This window comes from Micromonospora mirobrigensis (assembly GCF_900091555.1).
GTDB lineage: Bacteria > Actinomycetota > Actinomycetes > Mycobacteriales > Micromonosporaceae > Micromonospora > Micromonospora mirobrigensis.
The window spans coordinates 264,170-282,299 of record NZ_FMCX01000001.1; the positions used below are offsets into that span (position 1 = coordinate 264,170).

At 74.3% G+C, this 18,130-nt stretch carries 22 protein-coding genes; 9 read left to right on the forward strand and 13 right to left on the reverse strand.

Translation table 11 applies throughout. From position 1 onward, the window contains the following. Positions 1-10: 10 nt before the first annotated feature. The 3 genes from GA0070564_RS01200 to GA0070564_RS01210 form a co-directional block, all read right to left on the reverse strand. A complete protein-coding gene (locus GA0070564_RS01200) occupies positions 11-1,186 on the reverse strand; it encodes a cysteine desulfurase family protein (RefSeq protein WP_091601292.1) in 1,176 nt (391 codons plus the stop codon). A 79-nt stretch (positions 1,187-1,265) separates the two neighbouring features. Beyond that, positions 1,266-1,949, reverse strand: coding sequence for a class F sortase (locus tag GA0070564_RS01205; RefSeq protein ID WP_091601295.1), 684 nt, complete (start codon positions 1,947-1,949; stop codon positions 1,266-1,268). Next, positions 1,946-2,776, reverse strand: coding sequence for a DUF4397 domain-containing protein (locus GA0070564_RS01210; protein ID WP_091601297.1), 831 nt, complete (start codon positions 2,774-2,776; stop codon positions 1,946-1,948). The genes GA0070564_RS01205 and GA0070564_RS01210 overlap by 4 nt, the downstream gene beginning before the upstream one ends. 240 nt (positions 2,777-3,016) lie before the next feature. Between GA0070564_RS01210 and GA0070564_RS01215 the strand changes: the two genes are divergently transcribed. Together GA0070564_RS01215 and GA0070564_RS01220 are read left to right on the forward strand one after the other, a co-directional pair. Further along, a complete protein-coding gene (locus tag GA0070564_RS01215) occupies positions 3,017-3,625 on the forward strand; it encodes an RNA polymerase sigma factor (protein WP_091601299.1) in 609 nt (202 codons plus the stop codon). Further along, positions 3,579-4,523, forward strand: coding sequence for an anti-sigma factor (locus GA0070564_RS01220; RefSeq protein ID WP_091601302.1), 945 nt, complete (start codon positions 3,579-3,581; stop codon positions 4,521-4,523). The genes GA0070564_RS01215 and GA0070564_RS01220 overlap by 47 nt, the downstream gene beginning before the upstream one ends. Positions 4,524-4,674: 151 nt before the next feature. On the opposite strand, the gene GA0070564_RS01225 is transcribed toward GA0070564_RS01220, so the two are convergent. From GA0070564_RS01225 to GA0070564_RS01240, 4 genes are all read right to left on the reverse strand, one after another. Continuing rightward, positions 4,675-5,634: an electron transfer flavoprotein subunit alpha/FixB family protein gene (locus GA0070564_RS01225; protein ID WP_091601304.1), complete on the reverse strand. Its 960-nt coding sequence runs from the start codon at positions 5,632-5,634 to the stop codon at positions 4,675-4,677. Between the two features lie 11 nt (positions 5,635-5,645). Beyond that, positions 5,646-6,425 (reverse strand): electron transfer flavoprotein subunit beta/FixA family protein, encoded by a 780-nt coding sequence (locus tag GA0070564_RS01230; protein ID WP_088970154.1) that lies wholly within the window; start codon positions 6,423-6,425, stop codon positions 5,646-5,648. 390 nt (positions 6,426-6,815) lie between these two features. After that, positions 6,816-7,223, reverse strand: coding sequence for a hypothetical protein (locus GA0070564_RS01235; protein ID WP_091601306.1), 408 nt, complete (start codon positions 7,221-7,223; stop codon positions 6,816-6,818). A gap of 2 nt (positions 7,224-7,225) precedes the next feature. Next, positions 7,226-8,023 carry a GNAT family N-acetyltransferase gene (locus tag GA0070564_RS01240; protein ID WP_091601308.1) on the reverse strand — a complete coding sequence of 266 codons (798 nt, stop codon included), beginning with the start codon at positions 8,021-8,023 and terminating at the stop codon, positions 7,226-7,228. 44 nt (positions 8,024-8,067) lie between these two features. On the opposite strand from GA0070564_RS01240, the gene GA0070564_RS01245 reads away from it, so the two are divergent. Genes GA0070564_RS01245 through GA0070564_RS01255 form a run of 3 tightly spaced genes read left to right on the forward strand, consistent with a single transcriptional unit; the run spans position 8,068 to position 9,195 of the window. Then, positions 8,068-8,457 (forward strand): YidH family protein, encoded by a 390-nt coding sequence (locus GA0070564_RS01245; protein WP_425412395.1) that lies wholly within the window; start codon positions 8,068-8,070, stop codon positions 8,455-8,457. Further along, entirely contained in the window at positions 8,454-8,777 is a 324-nt protein-coding gene (locus GA0070564_RS01250) for a DUF202 domain-containing protein (protein ID WP_091601312.1), read from the forward strand. Before GA0070564_RS01245 ends, GA0070564_RS01250 begins: the two co-directional genes overlap by 4 nt. Before the next feature lie 28 nt (positions 8,778-8,805). Then, complete coding sequence (locus GA0070564_RS01255; RefSeq protein WP_091601314.1) at positions 8,806-9,195, forward strand: PLD nuclease N-terminal domain-containing protein; 390 nt, start codon at positions 8,806-8,808, stop codon at positions 9,193-9,195. Positions 9,196-9,214: 19 nt separating this feature from the next. Here the strand turns inward: GA0070564_RS01255 and GA0070564_RS01260 are convergent, their stop codons facing one another. Both GA0070564_RS01260 and GA0070564_RS01265 read right to left on the reverse strand, forming a co-directional pair. Continuing rightward, positions 9,215-10,837 (reverse strand): acetolactate synthase, encoded by a 1,623-nt coding sequence (locus GA0070564_RS01260; protein WP_091604336.1) that lies wholly within the window; start codon positions 10,835-10,837, stop codon positions 9,215-9,217. Between the two features lie 109 nt (positions 10,838-10,946). Further along, positions 10,947-11,720, reverse strand: coding sequence for an enoyl-CoA hydratase-related protein (locus GA0070564_RS01265; protein WP_091601316.1), 774 nt, complete (start codon positions 11,718-11,720; stop codon positions 10,947-10,949). Positions 11,721-11,818: 98 nt separating this feature from the next. Between GA0070564_RS01265 and GA0070564_RS01270 the strand changes: the two genes are divergently transcribed. Next, entirely contained in the window at positions 11,819-12,358 is a 540-nt protein-coding gene (locus tag GA0070564_RS01270) for a DUF6232 family protein (RefSeq protein WP_091601318.1), read from the forward strand. On the opposite strand, the gene GA0070564_RS01275 is transcribed toward GA0070564_RS01270, so the two are convergent. After that, the gene (locus GA0070564_RS01275) at positions 12,304-12,711 is read right to left on the reverse strand and encodes a nuclear transport factor 2 family protein (protein ID WP_091601320.1); all 408 of its coding nucleotides are present in this window, start codon (positions 12,709-12,711) and stop codon (positions 12,304-12,306) included. The genes GA0070564_RS01270 and GA0070564_RS01275 overlap by 55 nt on opposite strands. Before the next feature lie 435 nt (positions 12,712-13,146). Here GA0070564_RS01275 and GA0070564_RS01285 point away from each other — a divergent pair, with 435 nt between their 5' ends. Further along, positions 13,147-13,629, forward strand: a complete 483-nt coding sequence (locus GA0070564_RS01285; RefSeq protein WP_091601324.1) for a DUF6232 family protein — start codon at positions 13,147-13,149, stop codon at positions 13,627-13,629. Continuing rightward, complete coding sequence (locus GA0070564_RS01290; RefSeq protein ID WP_091601326.1) at positions 13,626-14,006, forward strand: DoxX family protein; 381 nt, start codon at positions 13,626-13,628, stop codon at positions 14,004-14,006. Before GA0070564_RS01285 ends, GA0070564_RS01290 begins: the two co-directional genes overlap by 4 nt. Before the next feature lies 1 nt (position 14,007). On the opposite strand, the gene GA0070564_RS01295 is transcribed toward GA0070564_RS01290, so the two are convergent. After that, on the reverse strand, positions 14,008-15,501 hold the full coding sequence (locus GA0070564_RS01295; RefSeq protein ID WP_091601328.1) for an alpha/beta fold hydrolase: 1,494 nt from the start codon (positions 15,499-15,501) through the stop codon (positions 14,008-14,010). 90 nt (positions 15,502-15,591) lie between these two features. On the opposite strand from GA0070564_RS01295, the gene GA0070564_RS01300 reads away from it, so the two are divergent. Next, positions 15,592-16,350: a hypothetical protein gene (locus tag GA0070564_RS01300; RefSeq protein ID WP_091601330.1), complete on the forward strand. Its 759-nt coding sequence runs from the start codon at positions 15,592-15,594 to the stop codon at positions 16,348-16,350. A 25-nt stretch (positions 16,351-16,375) separates the two neighbouring features. Here GA0070564_RS01300 and GA0070564_RS01305 read toward each other — a convergent pair whose 3' ends face one another. Then, positions 16,376-17,272, reverse strand: a complete 897-nt coding sequence (locus GA0070564_RS01305) for a ribokinase (protein WP_091601332.1) — start codon at positions 17,270-17,272, stop codon at positions 16,376-16,378. A gap of 37 nt (positions 17,273-17,309) precedes the next feature. Then, entirely contained in the window at positions 17,310-18,104 is a 795-nt protein-coding gene (locus GA0070564_RS01310; RefSeq protein ID WP_245669777.1) for an ABC transporter ATP-binding protein, read from the reverse strand. Positions 18,105-18,130: the final 26 nt, after the last annotated feature.

Genomic DNA, 18,130 nt, shown 5'->3' on the forward strand with positions numbered 1-18,130 from the left:
GCAGGTCGGCCTAGCGGGGGGTACGCAGGGCGGCGGCGCGGCGGGCCCGGTCGACCGCGGCCGGGAGGGCGGCGATGAGGGCGTCCACGTCGGCGGGGGTGCTGGTGTGGCCGAGCGAGAAGCGCAGCGACGAGCGGGCCCGGTCGTCGTCGGCGGCCATGGCCAGCAGCACGTGCGACGGCTGGGCCACCCCGGCCGAGCAGGCCGAGCCGGTGGAGCAGGCGATCCCCTGGGCGTCGAGCAGGAGCAGCAGCGCGTCCCCCTCGCAACCGGGGAAGGAGAAGTGGGCGTTACCGGGCAGCCGGTCGACCGGGTCGCCGTTGAAGACCACCTCGGGCACCGCCTCCCGGACCCGGCGCACCAGGTCGTCGCGGAGGGCGGCCACCCGGGCGGAGTATTCCTGTTGGCCCTTGACCACCGCCTCCACCGCCACGGCGAAGGCCACGATGCCGGCGGTGTCCAGCGTGCCGGAGCGGACGTCGCGCTCCTGGCCGCCGCCGTGCAGCAGCGGTGTGGCCGCCACCTCCCGACCGAGCAGCAGCGCGCCGACGCCGGTCGGCCCGCCGAGCTTGTGCCCGGTGACGGTGAGCGCCGACACGCCGCTGGCGGCGAAGTCGACCGGGACCTGACCGACGGCCTGGATCGCGTCGGTGTGGAACGGCACCCCGTGCTCGGCGGCGACCGCCGCCAGCGCGGTGACCGGTTGCACCGTGCCGACCTCGTTGTTCGCCCACATCGCGGTGACCACCGCCACGTCGTCGCGGTGCGCGGCGAGCTCCGCCCGCAGCGCCTCCGGGTCGAGCCGGCCGGCGGCGTCCACCGGCAGCCAGCCCACCTCGGCGCCCTCGTGGCCGACCAGCCAGTCCACCGCGTCGAGGACGGCGTGGTGCTCGACGGCGCTGGAGACCACCCGCCGCCGGCCCGGGTCGGCGCTCCGCCGGGCCCAGAAGATGCCCTTGACGGCGAGGTTGTCGCTCTCCGTGCCACCGCCGGTGAAGATCACCTCGGAGGGGCGGGCGCCCAGCGCGGCGGCCACCCGCTCGCGGGACTCCTCCACCCGCCGGCGGGCCCGCCGGCCGGCCGCGTGCAGGGACGACGCGTTGCCGACCTCGCGCGACGTGGCGACGTACGCCTCCAGTGCCTCGTCGAGCATCGGAGTCGTCGCCGCGTGATCCAGGTATGCCATCAGGGTTCAGCGTACTGACCGGGGCGGGACCCCCCGGACGCCGGAGGGCATCCGCGTCCGGGGGTCACCTCGGGGCGGCTCAGGCCGGCACCGCCGTCACCACGATGTTGTCGCGGTAGTGCCGGGTGGCCGGGTCGAACGGGCCACCACAGGTGATCAGGGTGATCCGCGGTTTGCCGTCCCGGGCGAAGTACTTGTCCAACGGGATCTTGGACTTGACGTACTCCTCCCGGGCCACCACCCGGTACGCCCGCGGCTTCCCGTCGGCGCCGGTGGCGGTGAGGGTGTCCCCGCGGTCCAGCTCACGGAGCCGGAAGAACGCCCCCTTGCCCTGGTCGGCGCTGTCCACGTGCCCGGCGATCACCACCGAGCCGGCGTCGGCCTCCAGCCCGGGGCCGTACCGGTACCAGCCGATGACGTCGACGCTGGGCGGCACCTCGAACTCGTTGGTCCGCGGGTTGACCCCGACCGGCCGGACCGTGGCCGTGACACCGATCGCCGGGATGGCGAGCCGGGTCGGTGGGACGGTGTCACCGCCCGAGGGCAGGGTGCCCTCGCTGACCGGCACGGACGACGTCCCCGCACCGGACGTCGTCGCGGAGGCGCTGGGCGCCGGCGTGCCGGTGGCGCTGGCCAGGGCGGTCACCTCGTCGGCGCCCACGTTCTCCGCCGGGCCCGACCCGCAGGCCACGACGGTCGCCACGGTCAGCGCGGCGGCGCCGGCGGCCATCGCCGCCAGCGCCCCGCGGTTGCGCATCGTCACTTGCGTCCGGTGCGGGCGGTGGCCACCCGCGCCCCGCCGCCGACCAGCAGCAGCACGCCGGCGCCGGCCAGCGCGTACCACCAGGCGTCCACACCGGTGCCGGCCTGGCCGCCGGTGCCGCTCGGCACGCCGTGCGGGGCCGAGTGCAGGCCGGTGATGGTCTGCGCGACGACGCCCAGGTTCTTGTCCTTGGCGGAGCCGATCGCGTAGACGATGGTGGCGGTGCCCTCCTTCAGGTCGAGGTCGGCCGGGCCGATCGCGACGGTGTCGGTGCCGGCGAGCACCACGTCCGCCTTGACCATGCCGGCGTCGACGTCGGCCTTGGCCTCCTTCGGGTTGGTGAGGTTCTCGAAGACGGGCTTGCCGCCGGCCCGCACGTCCACCGCCGGGGCGGCGGCGGTGTGCCGGACGATCAGCCGGGCCTTGCCCGCGCCGACCTTGCTGGTGTCGTTGACGAACGGGGTGATCTCCGGCTTGCCGTCCGCGCTCAGGTGGGCGGCGAGGCTGATGTTCGCCCCGCCCGGCACCTCGGCGTCGTCGACCTTGAGGATCGCCTTGTCGATCGCCTCGCCCGGCTTGGTCAGCGCGATGTCGTACTCGCCCTCGGGGAGGGTCAGCGGGCCGGCCACCGTGCCGGGCTTGAAGTTGTTCAGCGTCTTCTTGCCGTTGACGTAGACGTCGACCGGGGTGTCCGGGATGCCGTGCACGACGGAGACCTTGGACGAGGCGGCGAAGGCGGGAGTGGCGGTGGCCGCGGCGACACCGGCGAAGGTGAGCGCGGCGGCCGCGCCACCCGCGGCGACCCGACGGAAGTTGGTGAGCTGCATGTGTGCCTCCTGGTGATAACTGCTGATTCGTCAGGCCTGGCTTGCAGAACGGGTTACGCCGGCTCGTGGACCCTCGGATGCGCCCCGGACGGATTTCTTTTTCTTTTCTTCGACCGCATCCGGATCGGGGTCCGGCGACGAAGAGCAGGGTGAGCAACGTGTCGACACGGTGGGCGGGGAAGAGGGGCGGGGGCTGTGAGCGTTACAGTCGGGCATGCCCCACGGAAGGCGAGCCGCCCGGTGACGGCGGTACGGCAGGAACCTGATCCGCCGCCGACGGACGACGATCTGGCCCAGCGGTTCCGGGCCGGCGACGAAACGGCGCTGCGCGAGGCGTACGACCGGTACGGCCGCGCGGTGCTCCACCTGGCCACCAGCACACTTGTCAACCGCAGCGACGCGGAGGACGTCACCCAGGCCACCTTCGTGGCGGCCTGGCTCGGGCGGGACACCTTCGATCCCGACAAGGGATCCCTGATCGGGTGGCTGCTCGGGATCGGCCGGCGCAAGGTGATCGACCGGATCCGCGCCTCGGCCCGGGAGACCCGGGTGGTGGAGACGGTCCGGCAGCTGCCCGAGCCGGTCTCCACGGGCCCGGACCCGGACGCCGTGGTCGACCGCCTGGTGGTCGCCGACGAGCTGGCCCGGCTCCCGGAGGACCAACGCCGGATGCTGGAGCTGGCCTTCTACGACGACCTGACACACCAACAGATATCGGCCGTGACCGGGGTGCCGCTGGGCACCGTGAAGAGTCACATCCGGCGCGGCATGGCGAGCTTGAAACGCAGATGGGAGGTGGACGGTGCAGCACCTGGACCACGAGCGGCTGGTCTTTCTGGCGCTCGGTGAGAGCGACGCGGACCACGGCGAGACCGGCCACCTGGACACCTGCGCGCAGTGCCGCGACGAGCTGGCGGGCCTGCGGCACGTCGCCGGCCTGGGCGCCGACACCCAGGGCCTGGCCGACCTGCCCGACCCGCCGGAGCACCTCTGGCGCAACATCGTCGCGGAGATCGAGGCCGCGGGGAGCCTGCCGTCGCTGACCGAGGCGCGCCGGTCCCCGGAGTCCCTCGACGGCACCATCGACCCGACCGGCACGGCGGGCTCGAACGGCCTCACCGGCACGGCCGGGATCACCGGGACGGCCGGCACCGTCGGCACGACCCGGCCCGGGACGGCCGGCGCCGACGAGCCCACCGGCGGCGGGATCGGCCTGGGCACCAGGCCGGGCACGCACCCGTCGGCCAGCCCGCTGCGGGCCCCCGGTTCCGCGCGGCGGTCCCGCCGGTCGCGGCGCCGGCCCGCCTGGGCGACGACCGCGCTGACCTCGGTGGCCGCCGCGGCGATCGCGATCGCCGGCACGGTCGCCGTGCTCGACGGCTCCCGCCCGACCCCGCAGCCGACGTCACGGCAGGACGTGGTGGCCAGCGCCCCGCTGGCCGCGTTCGGCACGACGCCCAGGGACGCCAACGGTGACGCCCGGATCCTCACCGACGGCCGGCTGCACCTGCACGTGGCGAATCTCCCGGCCGTTCCGGGGTATTACCAGGTCTGGCTGATCAACCCGAAGAACATGGAGATGTTCCCGGTCGGCGTGCTGCACAACCGCTCCGACGACGCCCTGCTCCCGTTACCACCGAACGTCGATCTTCAGGCATACTCAGTTGTCGACGTCTCCGCCGAGCAGTACGACAACAAGCCCGCCCACTCCGGCGACAGTTTGCTGAGGGGCACCCTGACGGGCTGATCGGCGGGCCGGCTCAGCTCCCCGGCCCGCCGATCAGCTCCCTTCGCACCCGCAACGTGCGAGCAACGACAGAGCCGCCGCCCGGATCACCGGACGGCGGCTCTGTCGTGTTCGTCGGGGCGTCGCCGCGCGGCGACGCCCCGACGCGGGCTCACTTGCGCTTGCGGATCTCCTCGGCGGCCTGCGGGACGATCTTGAACAGGTCGCCCACCACGCCGAAGTCGGCCAGCTCGAAGATCGGCGCCTCGCCGTCCTTGTTCACGGCGACGATCGTCTTCGAGGTCTGCATGCCGGCCCGGTGCTGGATCGCGCCGGAGATGCCCAGCGCCACGTAGAGCTGCGGGGAGACGGTCTTGCCGGTCTGGCCCACCTGGAACTGGTGCGGGTAGTAGCCGGAGTCGACCGCCGCGCGGGACGCGCCGACGGCGCCACCGAGCAGGTCGGCGATCTCCTCGACCAGCTTGAAGTTGTCGGCGTTGCCGACACCGCGACCGCCGGAGACGACGATCCCGGCCTCGGTGAGCTCGGGGCGGGAGCCCTTCTGCTCGGCGACCCGGTCGACGACCTTGGCCAGCTTGTCGGTGTCGGTGACCGACACGGTGAGCTGCTCCACCGCCGGGGTGGCGGCGGCCGGGGTCGGGTTGACCGAGTTGGGCCGGACGGTGACCAGCGGCAGGCCCTTGGTGACCTTGGACTTGACGATGGTGGAGCCGGCGAAGGCCACCTGGGTGGCGGTGCCGTCGGCGGCCAGGCCGACGATGTCGGTCAGGATGCCGTTGTCCAGCTTGACCGCGAGGCGGGCGGCGATCTCCTTGCCCTCCTGGGCGGAGGCCAGCAGCACGGCGGCCGGCTGCACCCGCTTGACCAGCTCGGCCAGCACGGTGGCCTTCGGGGCCACCAGGTAGCCGTCGATCTCCTCGCTCTCGGCGGCGTAGATCTTCTCCGCGCCGTACTCGCCCAGCTTGGCGCTCAGCGCCTCGGCGGCGCCGGGGCCACCGAGCACGACCGCGCTCGGCGTGCCCAGCTCGCGGGCGAGGGTGAGCATCTCCAGGGTGACCTTCTTGACGCCGAATTCCCGGGTGGCTTCGACGACGACGAGAACCTCAGACATGTCCAGACCTCTCACACGAACTTCTCGGTGGCGAGGAACTCGACCAGCTTGACGCCGCCCTCGCCCTCGTCGGTGATCTTGGCGCCGCCGGAGCGCGGCGGGCGCTTGGTGTGCTCCAGCACGGCGCTGGTCGCGCCGTCGAGGCCCACCTCGGTCGGGGCGACGCCCAGGTCACCCAGGGAGAGCGTCTGCACCGGCTTCTTCTTGGCGGCCATGATGCCCTTGAAGGACGGGTAGCGCGGCTCGTTGATGGTGTCCCAGACGGAGACCACGGCCGGGGTCGAGGCGGTGACCACCTCGTAGCCCTCCTCGGTCTGCCGCTCGACGGTCAGCGTGGAGCCGTCGACGGTGAGCTTGCGCGCGCCGGTCAGGGCGGCCACGCCCAGCCGCTCGGCGATCATGTGCGGCATGACCTGGACCCGGCCGTCGGTCGACTCGGCGCCACAGATCACCAGGTCGGCGTTGAGCTGACCGAGGGCGGCGGCGAGCACCTTCGAGGTGGCCACGGCGCACGACCCGTGCAGGGCGTCGTCGACGACGTGCACGGCCTTGTCCGGGCCCATCGAGAGCGCCTTGCGGATCGACTCGGTCGCCCGGTCCGGACCCATGGTCAGGACGGTGACCTCGCCGCCGTGCGCCTCCTTGATCTTCAACGCCTCTTCGATGGCGTACTCGTCCATCTCGTTGATGACGTTGTTCGCCGAACCGCGGTCGACGGTGTTGTCGTCAGAACGCAGGTTGCGGTCCGCGCCCGAATCGGGCACCTGCTTGACGAGTACGACGATGTTCATCGCGCTTCGACGACCCTCCTGTTTGGTGTAGCGATCACTCGCCCGGTCACGGGCGCAGCCTCCCGCGTGACTGAACGCTCGGTCAACCGCGGGCTGCTGTGCAGTTGCCCACGAGGGCAATGTTACCTGCCAGTAGCATCGCCTCCCCGGGCACTCAGAGTGACACAGCTCACCTCACCCCACCGAGCCGGTACGCTGGTGACAAAGGGAGGTATCGGCTCATGTTGGGACAAAGCGGTTCTACCGGGCCGGATGGCGACGACCCTCGGCACCGCCACCGCGCGCACCCCGGGAACTACCGGTGCGCCTGCGGCCGGATCCGGGACCGGTGCGTACGGGCGGTGGTGCGGGCGCTCTGGACCGAACGCCCTACCGCCGTCACGCCGCCGCTCACGCCGGCTCGGCCAGCGCCGTCCTGATCCGGTCGATCACCGCCGCCTCGGCCGGCACCACGCCCCGGTGCGCCTGCGCCACCCGGTCGGCCGCGTCCAGCACCACCGCCCGGTAGGCCGCCACCTCCCCCGGCGACCTCTCGGCCAGGATCCGCAGCGACCGCTCCAGCGCGGGCACCACCACCGACTCCACCTCCGACGCGGAATCCGTCGGCAGCTCGGGCAACGGTCCGGCGGTGAGCGCCTCCTTGACCAGCCCGGCCGAGGCGGCGAACGCGGCCGAGGCGGCGAAGCTCTCCTTGACCATGGCGAGCACCCCCGGGTCGGCGTTCGACACCAGGAAGACGGCGCCGAACGCACCGGTCCGCAGGGTCAGACGCTCCTCGTCGGTCAACCGTTGCTCCATGATCACGGAGTGTAGACGTACGGGGTCGTCGTGGTGACGCCAACCAGACCGAGCCGCTCCAGGATCGGCCGGCTGTCCTCCGAGCAGTCCACCTGCACCAGCGTCTTCCCCCGCTGCTCGGCCAGCCGCGCCCGGTACGCCACCAGCGCCCGGTAGATGCCCTTTCGGCGCCACTGCGGCAGGGTCGAGCCACCCCAGAGGCTGGCGAAGCCGGTGCCCCGCTGGTAGCGGATCCAACCGGCGCTCACCACCTCGTCGCCCGCCTCGGCCACCACGATCGTGATCGACTGCGGGTCGGCCTCGATCTCCTTGGCCAGCGCGTACACCAGGTGACTGCGGTCCTCCTGCCAGACCGCCTCCTCCATGGCCGCGATCCGCTCCAGGTCCTCCCGGGCGGTGACCTCGCGCAGGCGTACCCCCTCGGGCTGGACCGGGACGGCGCCGGCCAGGGCGGCGACCGGGCCGACCACGACGGTCTCCCGGTCCTCCGGCACGAACCCGGCCGCCCGCAGCCGGTCGGCCAGGTCGGCCGGCTCGTCGTGACCGGCGAGCTTCCACTCGACCGCCTCGCCGCGGGCCCGGAAGAACTCCACCTGCCGGGCGATCAGCGCGTCCAGCTCGGCGCCGGCCAGCCCGCCCAGGTGCCGGTAGGTGAGGAAGCCGCGCTGGTCCAGGCCGAGGACCCGGAACAGCGGGCCGTCCCGGTCGACCGTCACCCCGGCGGGCAGCGGGTCCGGCAGCTCGGGGCGGACCTGGTTGTCGTAGGCGTCGCGCAGGGTACGGGCGTCAAGATCAGTCATCCGTCCAGGCTATTCGCGGCACAAAGCGGATAATCGTCGGCGTGATGACGGCGATCAGACGGTGGTTCGACCCTCGCGAGCTGCGTTCGGTGGGCAGCACCCCGGACTACCGCTTCTCGCTGGCCAACGAACGGACCTTCCTGGCCTGGCTGCGGACCGGCCTGGCGCTGATCGCCGGTGGGCTGGCCGCCGCCCAGTTCCTGCCCCCGCTGCCCCTGGCCCACCTGCGCGAGGCGATCGCCGTCGCGCTGCTGCTGCTCGGCGGCGCGGTGGCGGTCCGGGCGGTGGACCACTGGGCGCGTACCGAGCGGGCGATCCGGCTCGGCGAGGAGCTGCCCGCCTCCCGCTTCCCGGCCGTCCTCGCCCTCACCGTCGGGCTCGGCGCGCTGCTGCTGATCGCGGCGGTCCTGCTGCGCGGGTTCGGGGACCGGTGAGCGCGGACCGGCCGCCCGAACGGGTACGTGACCCCGGGCTCCAACCCGAACGAACCCGGCTGGCCTGGCGACGCACGCTGCTCACGGTCACCGTGGTCGCCGTGCTCACCGTGCGGCAGGCCGGCGGCCCGGGCGCCACCGGCTGGTGGGCGGCGGCAGCGGCGGTGCTGATCTGGGGCGGCACGCTGGCCGTCGGCTGGCGGCGGGCCACCGGGAGCGGGCCGCGCCGGGTGCGACGCTGGGCGCTCCCGGCGAGCGCGCTCGCCGCGGCCGGCTACGCCGCGCTCGGTGTGCTGCTGGTCGCCCGTGATCTGTGGTGATCCGGCGAAGGTGCGCCATAGTTGAGCCATGGTGCGGCTCGTGATCCTCCTCTTCCTGGCTCAGGTCGTCCTCTGCGCCCTCGCGCTGATCAGCTGCCTCTCGGCGGAGAAGCGCGACGTCCGCGGGCTGCCCCGGTCCCTCTGGGTGCTGGTGATCGTGCTCCTCCCGCTGGCCGGGCCGATCGCCTGGTTCGTCGCCGGGCGGGACGCGGGCCCGGCCCGGGGAGCGCGGCCGACCGGCACCGGCTCGGCGCGGCGGCCGGTCGCCCCCGACGACGACCCAGAGTTCCTGCGCTCCGTCGCCGAGCGCGGCCGCCGGCAGGACGAGGAGCTCTTCAACCGCTGGGAGGAGGACCTGCGCCGCCGGGAGAAGGACCTGCGGCGCCGGGAGGACGAGCAGGACCGGCCGGAGGTCTGACCCCGGCCGGCGGCCGTGCTCAGGCCAGGTTGGACGACCGGGGGTACGCGTCGGACGGGTCGGTCAGCACGTTGACCAGGTACGGCACCCCGGAGTCGAAGGCGCGGGTCAGGGCGGGGCCGAGGTCGGCGGACTTCTCGACCGTCTCGCCCGCGCCGCCCAGCGCCTCGACCACCTTGTCGTAGCGCAGCCCCGGCTGGAGGTTGGCGGCCACGTCGTAGCCGTACATGGCCCGCATCGGGTGCTTCTCCAGACCCCAGATGCCGTTGTTGCCGACCACGATCACCACGGGCAGGTTCTGCCGCGCCAGGGACTCGACGTCCATCAGCGAGAAGCCGGCCGCGCCGTCACCCATCAGCACGCAGATCTGCCGGTCGGGGTGGGTGACCCGGGCACCCATCGCGTAGCCCATGCCGGTGCCGAGGCAGCCGTACGGGCCGGGGTCGAGCCAGGTGCCGGGCTGGGCGGGTTCGAGGTATTTTCCGGCGTACGAGACGAAGTCGCCGCCGTCGCCGATGGTGATCGCGTCCGGGGCGAGCACCTTGCGCAGCTCGCCGTAGACCCGGGCCGGCCGGATCGGGTCGGTCTCGGCGGCCATCGCCTCGGCGTCGCGCGCCCTGGCGGCGTCCTCGGCGGTACGCAGGCCGGCGATCCAGTCGGCGTGGTCGGCCCGGTCGCCGGGGTGCTCGGCGAAGGCGGTGAGGATCAGCCGCAGGTCGCCGGCGGGGCTGGCGGCGGGCTGGACGTGCCCGGCGCGCTGGCTCGGGGCGTCGACGACGTGCACCACCTGGGCGTCGCCGAAGTCACCGAAGCTGAGCCGGAAGTCCAGCGGGGTGCCGATCACCACGACCACGTCGGCCCCGGAGAGGGCGGCCCGGCGGGCCTTGGCGAAGGCGAGCGGGTGCTCCGGCGGCAGCGAGCCGCGGCCCATGCCGTTGGTGAAGACCGGCACCTGCAACGCCTCGGCGGCGGCCTGGAGCGCGTCGACGGCGTCACCGGCGTACACGTCGGAACCGGCGATGATCACCGGACGCTGCGCGGCGGCGACCAGCGCGGCGGCCCGGGCGACCTCGTCGAGGTCGGGCTCGATCGGGGCGACCGGGTTCACCGGGGGAAGCTCGGCGTCGCCGACCGAGAAGACCGCCTCCAGCGGGAAGTCGAGGAACGCCGGGCCGCGGTGCGGGGTGAGCGCCGCGGTGAGCGCGGCGGTCACCGCGCGCGGGATGTCGTCGGCGCTGAACACCGTCTCGGCGTGCTTGGTGACCGGGGCGACCAGCGGCAGGTGGTCCATCTCCTGGAGGCTGCCCGAGCCCCAGCGGAACTGCGGCGCCCGGCCCCCGAGCACGAGGACCGGGGAGGCGTTGAAGAAGGCGCTGGTCAGCCCGGAGACGCCGTTGGTGACACCGGGGCCGGCGGTGAGCACGGCCAGGCCGGGCCGGCGCTGGAGCTTGGCGACCGCCTCGGCGGCGAAGACGGCGGACTGCTCGTGCCGGACGTCGTAGATCGGGAAACCGGCGGAGTGCGCGGCGTCGTAGAGCGGGAAGACGTGCCCGCCGGAGAGGGTGAACATCTCGCGTACGCCGTGCGCCCGCAGCGCCGCCAGCGCCAGCTGGCCGCCGTGCCCCTCGACCCGTTCCGTCATCGCCACTCCCCTTCGTCCCATGACCGGAGTCACACGCTACTGGCCGGTAGACGGAATGTGAACCGCTCTCGGGTCGACGGTCGAGCCGCCGCCGACCCGGGAACGCGGCTCAGCGACCGGTGAAGCCCGGCCTGCGCTTCTCGACGAAGGCGGCCATGCCCTCGCGCCGGTCGTCGGTGGCGAAGAGCCCCGCGAAGAGCTGGCTCTCCCAGGCCAGGCCCGAGTTCAGGTCCATGTCGAGGCCACCGTCGACGGCCAGCTTCGCCGCCCGCAGCGCCTGCACCGGCCCGGTCAGGAACGGCTTCACGTACGCCACGGCGGCGGCGTAGACGTCGGCGGCCGGGACCACCTGGTCGGCCAGGCCGATCCGCAGCGCCTCCTGGGCGTCGATCATCCGGCCGGTCATGATCAGGTCCTTGGCGCGGGCCGGGCCGACCAGGCGGGCCAGCCGCTGGGTGCCGCCGGCGCCCGGGATGATGCCGAGCTTGATCTCGGGCTGGCCGAGCTTGGCGTCCTCGGCCACGATCCGCCAGTCGCAGGCCAGGGCCAGCTCGCAGCCGCCGCCGAGGGCGTAACCGGTGATCGCGGCGACCACCGGCTTCGGGATCCGGGTGAACGCGCCGAGCGCGCTGGACAGGTCGGCCGCCCGCTCCGCCATGTCCACGTAGGACATGTCGGCCATCTCCTTGATGTCCGCGCCGGCCGCGAAGACCTTCTCGCCGCCGTACACGATGACCGCCCGGACCTCGGCGTCGGCGGTGGCCTCGGCCGCGGCGGCCCGCAACTCCTCCTGGACCTGCTTGTTCAGCGCGTTCATCGGCGGCCGCTCGAGCCTGATGGTGCCGATACCGTCCTTGGATTCCAGCCTGACGAACTCGCCCACGCTGCCCTCACTTCCTCGTCGAAGTCGCGTGCCAACCTTACGACCCGGATCGTTTGGGTACGTAGTGTGGTGTCAGCCCCACCACCGGGAGTCAAGCCATGATCACCTTCTACGACGACAGGTCGGTACGGGTCACCTCCACCGCCGTCCGGGTCGACGAGCGGACCTTCCCGCTGGCCGAGATCAGCATGGTGTGGCACCGCCGGGGCAGCCGGTCGTGGCGGGTGCTCGCCGGCCGGGGCGCGATCGGGGCCGCTCTGGCCGGCCCGCTGGTGGCCGCCGCCCTGGGCGTCGCGCTCGCGCTCTGGCTGCACCGTTCCGCCACCGTGACGATCGCCATCGTCGGGGCGTCGGTGCTGGTCGGGCTCGCCGTCGGCCCGGTCGCCGACTTCCTCTTCGAACACCTGGACCGGTCGTACGCCCGGGGCAGTCGACAGTGGGAGATGTGGGCCCGCTGGCAGGGGCGGCCGGTCCGGCTGCTGGCCACCGGCGACGCGCTGCGCTTCGGCCAGATCTACCGGGCGGTGCAGCGGGCGATGGAGAGCGGGCAGCCAGCGCCCCGGCGGCCGGCCGCGCCGGCGGGTCAGAACGCGGGCAGCTCGGCCGGCAGGAGCTCCAGGCCGCGCAGCAGACCGTAGAGATCCTGCTCGCCCCAGAACTGCACGATCCGCCCGCCGGCCAACCGGTACATCTTGCAGGCGCTCTGCACGGCGACCGCCCCGGTGGCGTCCCGCCGGTACGTCAACGCCATCGACACCACCACCCGGTCCTCCGCCGCGAAGATCTCCACGACCTCCAGGTCCAGCACGGTCAGCCCGGGCGAGGAGACCGCGCCCTCGGGATACTCCCGCCCCCGCACGGTCCGGCCGGAGCCGTAGATCCGCACGTCCTCGGCGACCACCTCGGCCAACTCCGTCAGGTCCCTGGTGACGAAGGTCCGCAGGTACCGGCGGACCACCTCGACGTTGCGCTCCCGCTCGTCGCCGTCCATCCGTCCACGTTAGAACGCCGCGCCCGAGTCCGCCGCCCCGCGACCGCCGTCGGCGTGGCCCCTACGCTCGGGTCGACGCCTCGGCGAGGCACCTCCACCGCCTCCTTTCGAGCTGATGTCGCCAGCGATTCAGCAGCGGTCGGCAGGGCGAGGGGCGCGAACCCGAAGGCCACCGGACCACCGGGCCACCGGACCACCGGACCACCGGACCACCGGACCACCGGGCCACCGGACCACCGGGCCACCGGACCACCGGACCACCGGGCCACCGGGCCACCGGGCCACCGGGCCACCGGGCCACCGGGCCACCGGGCTGAATCGTTCACGACATCAGCTCGAAAGGACGGCCGACGACATCTCCGCTCCGGCCACCGGCGAGCAAGAGGGCCCCTGTCGCCCGTGTCCCGGCTTGGACACCGGTGGTAATGCTTGGTGATGACCCTCTATTACCGCGACGACGCCGTGCAGGTGACCTCCGAGTCGATCCGGGTCGGCGGGCGGGCGGTCCGGGTGGCCGACGTGACGTACGTCTGGCACGCCCGCGGGGTCACCACGCTGGCCGTCCGGGGCCGGGTGCTGGGCCGTGGCGTCCTGGTGCTGCTGCTGTCCCTGCCGCCACTGGTCGCGCTGGTCTGTGTGCTCTCGCTGGCCTGGGCGGCGCAGGACCGGGGCAACTGGAAGCTGGCCCTGATCATCCTGGCCGCCTGCGCGGTCGGCGCGCTGGTCCTCACCCCCTTCCTCGAACTGCCGCTGGGCTGGCTGGACCGCTCCTACGAACGCGGCAACCGGGTGCACGAGCTGTGGGTGCAGCACCACGGGCAGGAGGTGATGTTGCTGCGTACCCCGGACGCGCTACGGTTCGGGCAGATCTACCGGGCCGTGCAACGCGCCGTCGAGCAGCAGGGAGACCATCGGTGACGAGTCGACGCGGCGAGGCGCTCGCCCTGGCCGGGCTGCTGGCGGCGGCCGGCGTGACCCATCTGACGCGACCCGGCTTCTACGACCCGATCGTGCCGCGCCGGCTGCCCGGCCCGGCGCGCTTCTGGACGTACGCCAGCGGGGTCGCGGAGCTGGCGGTGGCGACGGCCGTGGCCGTGCCGCGGACCCGGCGGGCCGGCGGGCTGGCCGCCGCGGCGCTCTTCGTGGCCGTGCTCCCCGCCAACGTGCGGATGGCCGCCGACTGGCGGCACCGGGGGCCCACGAAACGGGCGATCGGCTACGGCCGGCTGCCCTTGCAGGCGCCGCTGATCTGGTGGGCGCTGCGGGTGGCCGAACGCCCCGCCGAAAAGGGCTGAGTCAGGCCAGCGGCAGCGTGGTGGCGATCGGCCAGGCCAGCAGCACCGTGCCCACCACGGCCGGCAGCCAGCCCGGCGCGCCGGCCCGGCGCAGCACCGCCGCCCAGGCCGCCGCCCACCCCGCCAGCACCGCGAAGAGCGGCACCACCAGCAGCACGAACCCGGGCGCCAGCCCGGCCACCGCCGCACCGGCGAGGACCAGCACGGTGAGGGCGAGCACGGCGGCGTAGCGGCCACTTCGGCCCGCCGCGACCCGCTCGGCGCCGAACAGGAAGACCAGGCAGCCCGCCGCCACGACCGGCAGCAGCCACCAGCGGGCGCCGACCGGCCACGCCGCGGTGAAGCCGAGGTGGATCGGCACGGCCACCGACAGCAGCGCGTACCCGATGGTGAGGGCGGCCAGCGGCGCGGACCGCGAGCCGGCGTCCCGGGCCGGCGGGGCGAGCCGGCGGGCCAGCGCGACCAGCAGCAGCCCGGTGAGCAGCAGGTATCCGGTCACGTAGCCGCCGACGGCCAGCGGCAACCGGACGGTCGGCGCGACCGTGGCGGCGACCGCTGCCAACCCGGACGCGACCGTCACCGCGCCGAGCAGGAGCCACCAGCCGGCGGCCGGCCGCACCTCGGCGGCCTCCGCGCCGTTCCGACGTCGGCCCCGCAACGCCGCCACCAGCGGAACGAAGCCGAGCCCCAGGCCGAGCAGGAGCAGACCCGCGCCGACCAACCGGGCGCCCGGCCGCGGCGGCGGGCCGGCCGCCCCGCCGGGCAGGGCCGCGACCACCGCGTCGTGGGTACGCCGGGCGAAGAGCACCGAGATGTGCTCGGTCCCCGGAACCACGGTCAGGCTCCGCTCCCCCGCCGGGGCGGCGCGCACCGCCTCCTGCGCCGCCCGGCGGAAGTCGGGGAACTCGGCGCCCCCGACGACCAGGCTCAACGCCCGGGGCCGCCCGTACGGCAGGGCGCCCGCGTCCGGCAACGACACCGCCACGGTCGCCGCGATCTCCGGGTGCGTCGCGGCGTACCGGGTGACCGCACCCGCCCCCATCGAGTGGCCGACCAGCACGATCCGGTCCGGGTCCACGTCCGGCAGGGCCCGCAGGTGCGCCACGGCCACGTCCAGGTCGTGTTCCAGCACGGCGCGCGCGGCGGAGCCGTCGCGGCCGGCGCCGGGCAGCCGGGCGGGGTTCGCGCCGTGCCCGGCGAAGTCGAGCAGCAGCGCCACCGCGCCGTGCCGGGCCACCGTGTCGGCGAGCGGACGCATCAGCCGGGCCGAGCCGGCGAAGCCGTGCGCCACCACCACCCCGGGGTGCCGGCCCGGCGACGACCCGGCCCGCACCTCGGTCAACGGCACGCCGTCGACGGTGACCTGACGGGTGCTCAGCCCGGCGTCGGCCTGGGCCAGCCGGACGCCGCCGAGCAGCACGGCGAGCAGGGCCAGCAGGGCGAGCAGCATTGTCGCGCGGGTGGCCGGGACGCGACCTGCGGGGCGGGCCGACATGGCCGCACCCTACCGCCCGGGACGCGTGCGCCCCACCACCCGGACGGCCACCACCCGGCGCTCCTGGCCGGACCGACGCACACTGGGACCATGGCGATTCCCCTCCCCCGGCCCACCGCGGTCGTCGGTCTCACCCGTTCCGCCCTCGACCAGGCGGCGTCCTTCGCCGCCGTGCCCACCCGCGCCTTCGCGGTGCTCGACGGCGTCGAGGCGCTGCTGGCCCGGATCAACGGGGTGGTCGACCGGATCGAGGGGACGCTCGACCGCACCGACCGGGTCCTCGACGACGCCGAGTCGGCGGTCCGCGAGGTGGCTGTGATCAGCGCCGCCGCCACCGCCGCCATCGACAACGCCACCGAGGTGGCCGCGGCGGCCGCCGTCGTGGTGGGTGAGGCCGAGCGGGTCTCCGCCGCAGCCCTGACGGTGGTCGCCGACGCCGAGAAGGTGGCCGTCGCGGCGGGCGGGGTGGTCGGCGAGGCGGACGCGGTGGCCCGCCGGGCCGCCGGGACGATCGACGCCGCCACCGGGGCCACCACCACCGCGACGGAGCTGCTGGCCGCGTACGAGCCGGCGTTGCGGCGGGGCGCCCCGATGGCCGACCGGTTCGTCGCGGAACTCAGCCAGGAGGAGGTCACCGCCGCGATCCGGCTGGTCGACGAGCTGCCCAAGCTCAAGGAGCACCTGACCGCCGACGTGCTGCCGATCCTGGCCACCCTGGACCGGGTCGGCCCGGACCTGCACGACCTGCTCGACGTCACCCGGGACCTGAAACTCGCCGTGGCCGGCATCCCCGGCCTGGGCATGCTGCGCCGCCGCGGCGAGCGGCTCAGCGACGAACCGGAGAGCTGACCGTCCGGCCGGACGGCCCGGCGCGTCAGGCCGGCGCGTAGAGCTCGTCGATCTCGTGCCGGCGGGGCAGCGCCACCGAGGCGCCCAGCCGCCGACAGCAGGCCGCCCCGGCCGCCGCCGCCCAGCGCACGGCATCCAGCAGGTCCCGCCCCTCGCCCCAGGCCACCGCGAGCGCGGCGGTGAACGCGTCGCCCGCGGCCGTGGAGTCCACCACCTCCACCCGGACGGCCGGGACGTGCACGGCCGTGCCGTCCCGGTCGCCGTACCAGGCGCCCTCACCGCCGAGGGTGAGCACCGCCCGGGGCACCAGCGCCAGCAGGGCGTGCGGGTCCTCCCGGCCGTGGCCGGTGAGCGCCTGCGCCTCGGTCTCGTTGACCACCAGCACGTCCACCGCGTCGAGCAGCTCCGCCGGCACCGGCCGGGCCGGCGCCGCGTTCAGGATCACCCGGGTGCCGGCCGCCCGGGCCGCCACCGCCGCCTCGGTCACCGTCTCGACCGGCACCTCAAGCTGGGTGACCAGCACGTCGGCGTCGCGTACGGCGGCCAGCTCCTCGGGGGTGAGCCCGGTGAACGACCCGTTCGCGCCGGGCGTCACCGTGATCAGGTTCTCGCCGTCGGCGTTCACCATCACCAGGGCCACGCCGGAGGTGCCGTAGACCACCCGCAGCTGGCCGGTGTCCACCCCGGCGGCGGTGATCCGGGCCCGCAGGGTGACGCCGAACGAGTCGGAGCCGATCGCGCCGAGGAACGTGCAGGCGGCGCCGGCGCGTACCGCTGCCACGGCCTGGTTGGCGCCCTTGCCACCGGGGACGGTGACGAAGTCGGTGCCGAGCACCGTCTCCCCCGGCCGGGGCAGGGTGGCCGCGGTGGCGACCAGGTCCATGTTGGCGCTGCCCACCACCACGACGCGGGTCTGTCGCACCGGCTCTCCTCCGAGGGTCGAGTGGGAACCCGGCCGGTCAGGCGGCGCGGGCGGTGAACCGGTCGCCGCGCCGCTCGACCAGCAGCGGCAGGCCGAAGGTCTTGGAGAGGTTGTCGGCGGTCAGCGTGTCACCGAGCAGCCCCTGGGCGACCACGCCGCCGTCGCGCAGCAGCAGCGCGTGGGTGAAGCCCGGCGGGATCTCCTCGACGTGGTGGGTGACCAGCACCAGGGCGGGCGCGTCCGGGTCGTACGCCAGCTCGGCCAGCCGGGCGACCAGGTCCTCGCGGCCGCCCAGGTCAAGCCCGGCGGCCGGCTCGTCGAGCAGCAGCAGCTCCGGGTCGGTCATCAGCGCCCGGGCGATCTGCACCCGCTTGCGCTCCCCCTCCGACAGCGTCCCGTACGCCCGGTCGGCGAGGTGGCCGATGCCCAGCTGACCGAGCAGGGCGTGGGCCCGCCGCTCGTCGCCCGGGTCGTAGCTCTCCCGCCAGCGGCCCACCACCGACCAGGCGGCGGTGACCACCACGTCGGTGACCCTCTCCTCGGCCGGCAGCCGCTCGGCGAGCGCGGCGGTGGAGAGGCCGATCCGGGTCCGCAGCTCGTTGACGTCGGTACGCCCGATCCGCTCGCCGAGCACGTGCGCGGTGCCCACGGTCGGGTGCAGCCGGCCGGCGGCAAGGTTCAGCAGGGTGGTCTTGCCGGCGCCGTTCGGCCCGAGCACCACCCACCGTTCGTCCAGTTCGACGCGCCAGTCGACGCCGTCCAGCAGGGCGGTGCCGGACCGGCGTACCGCCACCCCGTCCAGGCTGACCACCAGATCCGCATCCACAGTCACCCGCCCATCCAACCACGCACCGCGTG